The 12316-nt window shown below is 63.2% G+C and carries 5 protein-coding genes and 1 pseudogene; 3 read left to right on the top strand and 3 right to left on the bottom strand.

Annotated features, from left to right (window positions below; all coding sequences use genetic code 11):
- Positions 1–661 precede the first annotated feature (661 nt).
- Positions 662–8548 (top strand): polymorphic toxin-type HINT domain-containing protein, encoded by a 7887-nt coding sequence (locus AB0K18_RS49720; protein WP_364930045.1) that lies wholly within the window; start codon positions 662–664, stop codon positions 8546–8548.
- Entirely contained in the window at positions 8541–9026 is a 486-nt protein-coding gene (locus AB0K18_RS49715; protein WP_364930043.1) for a hypothetical protein, read from the top strand. The genes AB0K18_RS49720 and AB0K18_RS49715 overlap by 8 nt, the downstream gene beginning before the upstream one ends.
- A 337-nt stretch (positions 9027–9363) precedes the next feature.
- Here AB0K18_RS49715 and AB0K18_RS49710 read toward each other — a convergent pair whose 3' ends face one another.
- Both AB0K18_RS49710 and AB0K18_RS49705 read right to left on the bottom strand, forming a co-directional pair.
- A complete protein-coding gene (locus AB0K18_RS49710) occupies positions 9364–10401 on the bottom strand; it encodes an integrase core domain-containing protein (protein ID WP_364930040.1) in 1038 nt (345 codons plus the stop codon).
- Positions 10402–10933: 532 nt separating this feature from the next.
- Positions 10934–11443, bottom strand: a complete 510-nt coding sequence (locus tag AB0K18_RS49705) for a hypothetical protein (protein WP_364930038.1) — start codon at positions 11441–11443, stop codon at positions 10934–10936.
- A 304-nt stretch (positions 11444–11747) separates the two neighbouring features.
- Here AB0K18_RS49705 and AB0K18_RS49700 point away from each other — a divergent pair, with 304 nt between their 5' ends.
- Positions 11748–12038, top strand: coding sequence for a hypothetical protein (locus AB0K18_RS49700; protein WP_364930048.1), 291 nt, complete (start codon positions 11748–11750; stop codon positions 12036–12038).
- A gap of 14 nt (positions 12039–12052) precedes the next feature.
- Here AB0K18_RS49700 and AB0K18_RS49695 read toward each other — a convergent pair.
- Positions 12053–12250: pseudogene (locus tag AB0K18_RS49695) on the bottom strand (integrase core domain-containing protein); the annotation flags it as partial.
- Positions 12251–12316: the final 66 nt, after the last annotated feature.

The following is a 12316-nucleotide window of genomic DNA, read 5'->3' as shown; positions in this document are numbered from 1 at the left end:
TCAGAACGGGAGCCACTGTGACCCTCACGCCCGTCGAGAGCCCGCAGCACGGCGTCGTCGACGATGTGTCTTGATCAGCCTTTGGTCGATACTTCACGAGAAGCGTCGCTCGGTGGCTGTCCGTCGATCTCCCGGCGCACCGGCCGGTTGCTATCGGACACCCGCGTGCCGGACGCGTGCCGAAGAGCATCAGACGAGCATGACCTCGGCCATATTCGCCTCGCACCAGGCGTATAAGAACCGAGAAACCCAGGTCAGAAGGGGGTGTGGAGTGGTAGGGCGGCGCCGTTAGCGTCCATGGGAGTGGTGTACGGGTTTGAACCCGTTCGTCACCTTGCTGTCGGACTGGCGCAGTCTCGCCGGGCTTCTCCCGCCGCCTCGCACTGCTCGGGTAGCTACGGTCCGCGACCAAGGAAGCGAGCCGGAGCCACGGAGCGAGCACATCACTGATTCCCTTTGTCCGGTTACGGAGTGTTGCGTACCCAATAGGGCTGTTTGTCATTTTGTGATGATCGCTCGTCTTGTCTGGTAGGTCGAATTTCCTTACTTTGTGTGTCGGAAGTGATCGACTCCGAGTCGCACAGCCCGGGAAGGGTGTGGCGGAGAGCGACGGCTGCCGTCTTGTTGGTGCCTTTCGTTGTGGTTCGGAGCGTGATCGCGTATGCGCCGGTTCTTCTCGCGTGCTGCCGTTGCCCGGTCGGCGGCTGCCGTCTTGATCGCCGGCTTGCCAGGCTTCGTCCCTCTGACCGCGCTTCCCGTCTCCGCCCAGGTGACGGTAGGCGGAGAAACGGTCACCGTGCAGGGAACCATGGAGGTGCCGAAGCAGCGACGCGGATCGGCGGGCGTACTGCCGAACCTGACCGTCACTCCTGCCCAGGCGACGGATGCGACTGCGGAGGCCGATCCGCCCGTGCCAGGAGCTCTGCAGGCCGATGCCGGCGGATGGCCACGGACAGCTCTCAAGACCGAGCCGACTACGGAGTCGCAGTTACCCGCCGGCGTCCGCCGTGCCGAGCAAAAGGATCGGGCGACCGCGGCGAGTGCCTTCCCGCTGATCGAGGATGTGTATCCCGACGCGGGCTCCATGGTGGGGACGACGACTCCGCTGCTCACCGTGCGGTCAGTGCGTGTAGGTGTTCCTTCGGACCCGTTTAGCCCGTTGAATTACACGTACCACATCTGTGAGAAGCCGGAAGAAGACGAGGAAGACTCGGGCTCTCCTGCTCCCACACCGCGTTGCTGGAACTCCGCCGCACTTGAGGATGTGGACTCGTGGCGGGTGCCGGCGGGCAGGCTGGAATGGGGCAAGCAGTACGAGTGGTGGGTGCGTATCGTCGACTCGGAAAGCAAAGCGGTCGCCACGAGCGATAAGCAGCTCATCCTGGTCAGTTCGCCTCAGCCGATCAATAGCTCCCATTTGGGTGATCGCGTCAACGGCGAGCAGGAGTTCTCGCTGGTCAGCGGGAACTACACCACGGCTGCGAGGGACGCCCAAGTGCCCGTGGCCGGGCCGGCGCTCACGGTGGAGCGCACGTACAACAGTATGGACACGCGGACCAGCGGAATCTTTGGCGCCGGCTGGTCGACGGCCTGGGACATGAACGTGACGCCCGAGCGATCGGGGACGACGATCACCGGCTTGCTGGTGACGTACGCCAATGGGCGCAAGGTCCGATTCGCGGCCAAGGGAGATGGCGCCTACCAGCCGCCGCCGGGCATGAAGGACTCGCTAGCCGATGTGGACGGCGGCGGCTGGCGGCTGAAGGACACCGCCTTGATGTCCTACACCTTCAATGAGGCGGGCCGGCTGCTCAGGATCGAGGACAATCGTGGGCGGGCGCTGACGCTCGACTACAACGCTGACGGCACCTTCGACACGGTGACCGGGTCCGGTGGTCGGGCACTGCATTTCACCTGGAACGGCCCGCGGGTGGCCACCGTGTCCACTGACCAGGTCAACGGCAAGGCGCTGACCTGGACCTACACCTATTCGGGCGACAATCTGACCTCGGTGTGCGCACCAGGCGAGACGCCAAGCTGCACCACCTACAGTTACGGTGACGGCTCCCGCTACAAGGGTCTGGTGTTGGACTCCGAGCCGGTCGGCTATTGGCGGCTGGGCGACGCGCAGCACGAACAGGCCGCCAATCTGGGCACTGACGGTGGTCTCGGCACCTACGACAATGTGACTCTGGGCCAGCCGGGGGCGCTGGAGGGAAGCGCTGACACCGCCGGTGGCTTCACCAGGTCCACCATGGAGCTGCCCGAGTCCATGCTGGACCGCCTGCGGGATCAGGTGTCGGTCGAGGGCTGGATCAAGACGACGCAGCCCGGCGTGATCCTTTCGGCTGACGAGTTGTTCAGCGGCGGGCCTGGTGCCGGGCTCCCGGTCCTGTATGTGGGCACGGACGGCAAGTTGCGGGGTCAGCTGGGCCAGGTGAACGGCCAGTACACGCCGATCACATCGGGAGCTGCGGTCACCGACGATCAGTGGCACCACGTGGCACTCACCGTGACGGGGAACAAGCAGACGCTCTACCTCGACGGGCAGGCAGTGGGCCAGCTGAACGGAGCGCTCTGGAACGAGGTGCGCCGCTACGCCTATGTGGGGAGCGGCTACCGCGCCAGCTCCTGGTCCGACGTTCCTGGCGGGCCGCGCACGTCCGGTGCATGGTCGTTCAAGGGTTCGATCGACGAGTTCGCGCTGTACGGCAAGCCGCTCACGGCGGCTGAGGTGCAGGCGCACTGGGCCGCCCGTACCAAGATCAGCCACAAGATGTCGCAGGTCACGCTGCCGTCCGGACGGATCTGGGCCAGCAACACCTACCACCCGGCGACCGACCGGCTGGATTCGCACACCGACCGGCATGGCGGTACGTGGAAGCTCGGCACGTTCACCACCGATTGGACCGAGGGCCTTTACAAGATCCGGTTGACCGATCCGCGCGGCGGCACCCTCGACCACGCCTATGACTCCATGCGTAATGCGCTCCTGGTGTATTCGGTGGACCAGGCCGGGGCCAAGACCAGCTACGCGTACGACACCGGGGGTTTCTGGATCAAGGAGACCGACCCGAACGGCAACGTCTTCCAGCAGTGGAACGACAAACGCGGTAACCACATCCAGAGCAAGTCCTGCCGCGGGGCAGGCAGCTGCCAGCGCTTTTATTTGAGCTACCACGTCAATGAGGACGACGACTTCGATCCGCTCAATGACAAACTGCGGGGCTACCGCGATGCCCGCTCCGCTGACCGGGACGACAACACCTACGCCACCACGTTCGAATACAACAGTTATGGCGAGCAGACCAAGCAGACCACCCCGGCCACGCCCGACTTCCCCGATGGCCGATCCGTCACCGTCACTTACACCGACGGCAGCGAACCTGCTATCGGCGGCGGCACCACCCCACCAGGGCTGGAGAAGACGCGGACCGATCCGCGCGGCAACACCTGGTCCTACAAATACACCGCAGCGGGCGACCTGGCGGAACAGACCGACCCCGCCGGCCTGGTGACGAGGCTCGGCTATGACGAAATCGGCCGGGCCACCTCCGCCACCAAGGTGTCGAAGGCCCACCCGGATGGTGTCACGACGTCCGTCACCTACGATCAGGCCGGCCGAGTGGCCACGGTGACAGGGGCGGCGGTCAAGAACGAGATCACCGGCGTCACGCACACCGCTCGCACCAGCTACGGCTACGACTCGGACGGCAACAAGCTGTCCACCTCCATCACCGACCTGACCGGCGGCGACGCCGAACGAAAGACCGTCTACACCTACGACGATCACGGCCGCGTGGACTCCGTCACCGACCCCGAAGGCGGCGTGACCCGGCAAACCTGGAACACCATCGGTCTGAAAGCCACCTCGACAGACGCCCGCGGGACCGTCTACGTCTACGGCTACAGCAACCGGGGGGAACTGACCACCACCACGCTGAAGGGATGGACCGGCAGCCCGGTCGATCCGAAGCAGGCCACCGACGTAGTGCTGGAAAGCCGCAGCTACGACAGCGGGGGGCGTCTGGTCGCGCAGGTGGACGCGGAGGGCCGGAAAACCTCCTTCAGCTACTTCGGCGACAACCTGCTGGCGGAGAAGATCGGCGACGACGTCAAACTGAACGACGCAACCGGCACCACCGACGTGGTGCTGCAGAGCAACACCTACGACGCGGCGGGCAACCTCGTCCAGCAGGTCACCGGCGGAAACAAGAAAGAGACCACGGCCTTCGCATACGATGCCGCGGGGCGTCTGTCCTCGAAGACGTTCGACCCGGACGGGCTCAAGCGCCGGACGAGCTACGGCTACGACGCCAACGACAACGTCATCAAGTCCACGCTCACAGCGGCCGGGACGTCGCGCACCGAGATCACGGAATACGCCTACGACAAGCTCAACAAGCAGATCAGGCAGAGCGTGGAGAACGGCGACCAGGACATCGTCTCCACCGTCACCTATGACGATCGTGGCCTGCCTGTGGAGGCCACCGACCCGCGCGGCAACGCCGACGGAGCGAACACCGACGACTTCACCGCCACGATGCGCTACGACGCCCTGGATCGACTGGTGGAGACTAAGGCGCCGCAAGTACAGGTGGATAAGGACGGCGCCTCCACCCAGGCTCGCCCCTCGACGCTGGTGGGCTACGACACGGTGGGCAACCAGACGCACGAGCGTGACGCAGAAGGACGCGTCATCACCTCGACGTTCGACAAGGCCGGCCGCCTGATCAGTGCCACCGCTCCCGCCTACACGCCGCCCGGCGGCAGCGCGATCACATCCACTGTGCAACATGCCTATGACAAGGCCGGACAGCGCATCAGCACCACCGACCCGCGCGGTTACGTCACCTCCTACGAGTACGACCAGCTCGGCCGCCAGGTCCGCGTCACCGACCCCGCACCCGACGGCGTCACCCCGGGTACCCGAGTGGCCGAGTACGACATGGTGGGCCAGCAGTTGTTCAGCGTGGACGCCACCGGCGCCCGCACCGGGGCCACCTACGACGACCTCGGCCGGCAGGTCACCGCCACGCAGATCGAGCGCAAGCCCTCCAGCGCCGTCTACACCACCACCATCGAGTACGACCAGGCGGGCAGGCTGATCAAGCAGACCGCCCCGGGCGGCATCGCCACCAGTTACACATACAACGCGGTCGGCGAAACCGAGACGATGACCGACTCAGGGACGAAGGTCACCATGGCCTATGACCAGGCCGGCCGCCTGGTCAGGACCACAGACGCCTTCGGGAACGCCACAGTTGCCGAGTACGACCTGGCCGGCCGCAAAACCGCGACCAAGGACCTGGACGCTGAGGGCACGGTGCTGCGTACCTACCGGTATGGCTACGACCTGGCGGGCAACCAGATCAGCACCACCTCGCCTGAGGGACATGTCACCGAGCAGGTCTTCGACGCACTGAGCCGAGTCACCTCTTTGATCGAGCCGGTCACGGACAGCGAGTCGATCACAACCCGTTTCGGTTACGACGCCACCGGTGCCCGCACCAGGCTGACCGACGGACGCGGCAACGCGACTTGGACCAGCTACAACAGCCTCGGCCTCGTGGAGGAGGTAATCGAACCGGCCACGGCAGCTCACCCCGACGTGGCGGACCGCACCTGGACGCATTCCTACGACGCGGCCGGTAACCAGACGGCCACCATCCAGCCCGGCGGCGTACGCATCGACCGTACCTTCGACCACCTGAACCGGCTCACCAAGGAGACCGGAGAGGGCGGCGGCGCCGCGACGGCCGAGCGCACGTTCGGTTACGACCAGGCCGGCCGTCGAACCAGCGCCGGTGACCTGACCATCGAATACAACGACCGGAGCCTGCCGCTCAAGATCATGCGCGGGACGGTCCAGGAAACCGCCTACGCCTACGACGGCCTCGGTAACCCCATTCAGCGTATCGACGCAGCAGGCAATGCCGCCTTCACCTACGACACCGCCAACCGGCTCAAGACCGCTACCGACCCCGTCACCGGTCGGACGCTCACCTACGGCTACGACGGGGCCAGCCGGCTGAAGACCATCACGACCACCAGCGGCACGGCCGGCACCCAGACCTTCGAGTACGACGACCTGGCCCGCATCACCGGTCAGACGCTGAAAAACGGCTCTGGCACCCAACTCGCCAAGATCACGTACGGGTGGGACAAGGACGACAACCTCACGACCAAGACCACCGCGGGTACCGCCGGGGCGGGCACGAACACCTACGCCTACGACCACGCGGGACGGCTCATCTCCTGGACGGCCCCCGGCGGCGCGGTCACCTCTTACGAGTGGGACGCGGCCGGCAACCGTATCAAAGCGGGGGACAAGTCCTTCACCTATGACGAGCGCAACCGCCTCATCTCCGGTGACGGGACCGACTACACCTACACACCACGTGGCACCATGGCGACGAGCACCAAGGCGGGTGCCACCACGCAGTACACGTTCGATGCCTTCGACCGGCTCATCGCGGACGGCGAGAGCCTCTACGCCTACGACTCCCTTGACCGTCTCGCCTCCCGCATCAGTGGCGCCGCCAAGCAGACCTTCGCCTACAGCGGGCTGGGGAACGACCTGGCCGCCATCTCCGACAGCAGCGGCGCCATCCAGGCGACGTATGCCCGCGGTCCAGGCGGAACGCTGCTCGGCCTGAAGGAGGGCGATAACCCGGCGGTAGCGGCGCTGAGCGACCTGCACGGCGACCTGGTGGCCACCTTCACCGACAGCCTGCAGAGCTCCACCGCATACGACCCGTTCGGCACCATCACCGACCAAGCAGGTCCCGAAACCACTCTCGGCTACCAGGGCGGGTACACCGACCCCGACACCGGCAAGGTGAACATGCACGCCCGCTGGTACCAGCCCGGGGCCGGTGCCTTCATCAGCCGCGACAGCTGGACCCTCGACCCGACTCCGTCGGTGCAGGCCAACCGCTACACCTACGCCAACGCCTCACCGCTCACCGGCACCGATCCCACCGGCCACATGGTCCTGCACGACATCGAGGGCGGGATGGGGGACCGCGGCGGCGCAAGCCACTGCAGCATGTTCGGCGACTGCATCCCGGGCAACGAGTGGATTCCCGACGTCGACTACAACCCCGGGTTCAGCGAAGAGGAAGCACGCCGTATCCACGTCGTCCCCGATGGACTCGGCGTCGGCCGAAACGCGCCGAACGGCTTCTGGTCAGACAGCTCGAAAGAGGGCGACCGGGCCCGGCGCAACTTCATCGCCTTCTACGACCCGGCGCTGTACGAGACCGACGAAGACGTGGAAGCCCTCTGGGCGGCCGCAAAACTTGCAGCAAAAACCAGCGAATGCGTCTGCTTGCCTGCAGCCTCCGGATCCGCCAACAGCGGGATCACCTGCTCCAGCTACTACGGGGCAGAAGCGTGCAAAGAGATCAAAAAAGCAGCAAAACTAGCTAAAACGATGAAGGATTTCCTGAATGAGTGTCTAATTGACGGCGGTCCAATGATTGATCGTTGCCGTAAATGGCAGGGTGAACTGAATATTTCGATCGATACCTGGGCTCAACTCATCAGGGACAATTTCGAGTACCTCAGGAACAAGAAGGGTGGCAAAGTTGAGCTGCTGGCGCTCCTAGGAGAGTTCTTCTTCGGCGACGCTGCGGATTGCATCAATGGAAACGCCATCTCGTGCGGACTTTTCGCACTTAACTTCGTTCCAGGCGGAAAACTAGCGTCAACCGGACTAAAGGGCTTAGGTAAGCTGCTGACAGTTGGCAGTAAGGTAGCGAAGGCGTGCAGCAGCTTCCTGCCGGGAACCTTGGTGCTGATGGCAGATGGCCATCGCAAACCAATCGAGGACGTGCGTGTTGGAGACATGGTCTTGGCTACTGATCCCACGACTGGGGCAACGGCAGCCAAGAAGGTTACTGCCCTAATCAGCAGTTTCGGCTCCAAAAATCTGATCGAAATCACCATCAAGGCCGAGCATAAGGGCGAAGTCGACCACTGGTCGGTAATCGCAACAGCTCAGCATCCTTTCTGGGTATCTTCTTCGAGTAGCTGGATCGAGGCCACCTATCTCCAACCTGGAGCGCGGCTTCGTACCTCCGCCGGTGATCGGGCCCAAGTCGTTGAGGTGAAACGATGGACCTCTATGCAGCGGGTGTACAATCTGACAATTGCTGACATTCACACCTACTACGTAGGGGCGAGAAGTCAGAATGTTCTGGTACACAATGCTGGTCCGTGTAATATTCGAGTTTCGGTCGCCTTCCAGGACTGGGCGACAAAGGGTGCCCATATGCATATGGGAAAGTATGAAGTGCGCGTTTATCCCGATGGAAAGGGGGGAATCGGAGTCGCGGGAATCAGGCTCAAGAATGGGTCGCCAAGCGCGGCCGACCTGCAGGTTGCACTAGCGGCAATATACCGTGACCCTCAGCTTCGAGCCAGCTTGATTCGCAATGCGAAAGATGTCATGGCTCGTATGAACAGCGGAGAGTTGGGTATGAATAAGAATCGTGCATCGGAGATGCACTTCCTCATAAAGGCATTGGAAAAAATTGAATGAGATAGACTTTTACGCACAGGTGGCTACTGCCGGTACTATACTCGGCATAGGCGTCGGATCAACGCCAGATCAAGTAGAGTCTATTCTGGGTGCAGACTTCCTCGATGATCGTCAGCGCGGTCTGCTACGTCGAGATTATGGGCTCCTGGAGTTCGCGTTCTATCCAGGTGCAGTATGGGAGTGTCGAGCAGTCAGCGTCCAGGTTCACCGACTCCAGTGGGATGATGGCGACATGATTCCGGTCATTCTACGAGACAGATTTGGAGAGTTCTCATCACAGATTAAGATGTCCGCTCTCGAAGGGCGGATCGGGAAGCTCGGATGCCATGTCATTGCTATGCCTAGTGGCGCTGATCTTGATTTCAAGAGGTTGATCGTTCAGGAGTCTGGTGTCGAGATTATTGTCTCAAATGCGCAGTTGCACGGCGAATCCGGTTTCGCCATATCTGGCGACGTATGGTCCATTCTATTGTCGTGATACATACAGCATGAAAGTTAATTAATCAACGCGCTATAGGCCAGTAAATGACCGGAGTACCCGACCACGCCATCTCCATCGGATTGAGTTCGGGCGCGTAGGCCGGCAGGCAGAGAACATCGTCAGCCACGGGGCATGAATCGATCAGGCTGCTTATCAGGGCGTCGACTTGGATATCGACGTTGTCCCAGATCAGCGCGATCGGCCCGCCGAGTTGCTGGTGAGCGGCGTGCAGTAAGTGGGCGTAGTCGCTTTCGCCGAACCTTTGCCTTCGTGCTTGTGCCTGTGCGGTGCTAAAACGCGGACACTGCTGCTGAGCTGGGCGTTTGCCGGGTGATCAGGCTGCTCTGCGGTACTCGCTGATGAGTCCTGTGACGGTCCTTCGACGGTGGATCCGGGAAGTCATGTCGATCACCTGGCTGGGGTCGTGCAATGGAGGGCGGAGTGAACGGCCCTGATGCGGGCGATGATGGTTGAAATGGCGTTCGTACTCGGTCAGGACCTTGCGCAGGTGCCGCTCGCCATGGATGAGCAGGTGATCGAGGCACTCACGGCGTAGCGTTCCCACGAACCGTTCGGCGAACGCGTTCGCCCGTGGTGACCGGACGGGCGTCTTGATGACCCGCACGCCAGCGGCGGCGAACACCTCATCGAACAAGCGGGAGAACTTGCCGTCACGGTCCCGGATGAGAAACCTGAAGGTGCCGGCGCGTTCACCCAGGTCCATCAGCAGGTTCCGGGCTTGCTGAGTGGTCCATGCGCCCGTTGGGTTGGAGGTGACGCCCAGCAGGTGTACGCGGCGTGTCTCGATCTCCATGACGAACAGGACATACAGGCGTTTGAGGAAGACAGTGTCGACGTGCAGGAAGTCGCAGGCCAGGATGCCGGAGGCTTGCGAGGTGAGGAACTGTCGCCAGGTCGGTGATATCTGGCGTGGCGCTGGACCGAGGCCGGCCGCGACGAGGATTCGGCGGATGGTGCCCTCCCCGATCTGATGGCCGAGGCCTAGGAGTTCGCCCTGGATCCGCCGGTGCCCCCATCGTGGGTTCTCTCTGGCCATTCGGATCACCAGGTTACGCAGCTCATCTGGGATCGGTGGACGTCCGGCAGCCGCGTTTGGGTAAGTCCAGCGTTGGCTGACCAGGCGGCGGTGCCAGGCCAGCAAGGTGCCCGGCGTCGCGATCCGATGAAGGCGAAGCCGCGTGGGCAGCAGTCGTGTCAGTGCGGTCAGCAGCGCCCGGTCGGCCCAGTCCGGTTGCGGCCGGGCGACCTGACGACGCAGGACGGCGACCTCATGACGCAGCACCAGGATCTCCACCTCTTTGGAGGTGTCGCCTCGCGAGAATAGCGTCACCCAGCCGAACAACCGGACCATGAGCAGATACAGTAGGCGTAGAAACACGTGTGCCGAGGATAGAAGGCCAGATCAGATGCCATGGATGAGGTTTGGCACCGCACACGGTTCGCGAGCATCGGCAACGACGAGGAACTGCAGCGGATCAGTCGTGCCATCGTCGAACGGCTTGCCTGAGCCGGAGTGAGGGTGCAGGTTCCGCGACGGGTGGCTGCGTCCCCGCGGTTGCTAGCACACTGGCTTTAGGTATCGGGAAAGGCGCAGCTCGAACCCTGCGTCCTGGCCGGAGGCCGTGAGTGTGCGACCGCCGCTGGTCGTGAGGTTCCATAGCCAGGGCTGTACGTGGCGGAGCGGGGACTGTTCGGGGACCACTTGCAAGCCCGCCGAATTGCCGAGTTGTTCTTTCAAGGATCAAGGCGGCGGCGCACCCGCCGCCGCGCGGCCCGAGCTTGCAGGCCGCGCGTGCGGTCTGGGGGCCGTTCTCGCGCGCGGCCCGCCACTCGGGCCGCATCGGGCAGCTCGACCCCCGGCCCTCAAGCCCCATCAACAGTTGCTACACGCCCAGATCAGCCGGAGTTACCATCAGCACCACTCGATCAGCCTCGATATCGAACCCAAGATCCGGATGGCCAGGAGATCCCTCCGCACTCATCAACACGGACTTCCCGAGACACCGTCCGATCACGCAGAAGAACCGCACCAGGACGTCCAGCCGCTCTTGCCCCTGCAACTCTCTGAGATCGACGTCGAAGTCGATGGATTCCACTTGATACATCCGGAAAATAATCAGGATCTCAGGGATCGGCCAGACCTTCAGCACGGGCGAGAGGCTCAGCTCAGGCACGCCGCCGCCATCCACGGCCGCGACCATGTCAGCAGCCGAAGAAAGCTTTATCGGCTCGCCACCCACCGCGTAGGCGTACTGCCAACCCTGCGCACGAACGAGATCCAGCAGCACCTGCCAGTCCTCGACAGTCGTCCCCTCTACAACCACATCAGGCAACGCTCCGTTGACCTCAGGGTCGAAGAGGACCTTCACGTCATCCCAAAGCAGGTCAGGCACAGCACTCATCATCCCTCAAGAACGCGCCTCCGGCGGGGGACCCCGGCTCCGGGGTGATCGCCGCGCGGACCTAAGGTCCGTAGATGCCTGAGGTGGAAGCTGATCATCCCGTCCGCCATCGACCCGGGACAAGCCGAGCAGACCAGGGCCACGGGGCCAAGGTCGTTCCTCCAGTTGGGGGCTCCGCCTTGTCCCCGTGGCCCTGGCCCGCTTCCCCTTCGGGCGGGGCGACGGTAAACGGGATGATCTCAGTGTCGAGCAGGCGGGGTGTGCGCAGGTGCGCGATCCATGTCACCCTGCGCCTATGCTCACCGTTCGCCAGCTCCTCGACTACCTCACCGGCTTACCCGACGAAACGCCCGTCGTGGTCGACGTCAACTCCGGAGGTTGGTATCTCCGCGTAGAAGAACTCAACGTGACGACCGCCCAAGATGCGACACCCGGTGGCGACCCTCTCGAAGGCACCGAGATCAATATCTTCTGGGAACCCGGCCAGCACGGCTGGACCATAGACGGCCCCTCCAAGACGCTCTTCACTCTGGACGACGTAGAAGTGAATCGCGGCCCCTCAGACACCATCGCCTGTTCGTCTTGATTGGGTGGTCGTTGGCTGCGCGTCTGGTGAGGTCGGTGGCCGTTGTAGTGATCGATGTACTCGTTCAGAACCGAGTGCAGGTGACGTTCACCGTAGATCAGCATGCGGTCGGTGCACTCGGCGCGCACCGTCCGGATCCATCGCTCGGCATAGCAGTTCGCTCTTGGTGTCCGTGGCGGCGTCTCCCTCTCTGTCAGACTGCTGTGGTACATGGGACAGATGAGTCCTTTTGATGTAAAGCAGGGCGAGACAGGACGATCGAGACAGTGACGATGACC

This window comes from Nonomuraea sp. NPDC049421, assembly GCF_040677005.1.
In the GTDB taxonomy this organism is placed as follows: Bacteria; Actinomycetota; Actinomycetes; order Streptosporangiales; family Streptosporangiaceae; genus Nonomuraea; species Nonomuraea salmonea.
Note: the sequence above shows the minus strand (reverse complement) of the source record. Positions and strands in the feature narration are given on the sequence as shown.

Excerpts from the sequence above, each read along its gene's own strand:
- AB0K18_RS49700 (WP_364930048.1), top strand. The coding sequence starts at position 11,748 with ATGCTCACCGTTCGCCAGCTCCTCGACTACCTCACCGGCTTACCCGAC.
- AB0K18_RS49720 (WP_364930045.1), top strand. The coding sequence starts at position 662 with ATGCGCCGGTTCTTCTCGCGTGCTGCCGTTGCCCGGTCGGCGGCTGCC.
- AB0K18_RS49710 (WP_364930040.1), bottom strand. The coding sequence starts at position 10,401 with ATGGTCCGGTTGTTCGGCTGGGTGACGCTATTCTCGCGAGGCGACACC.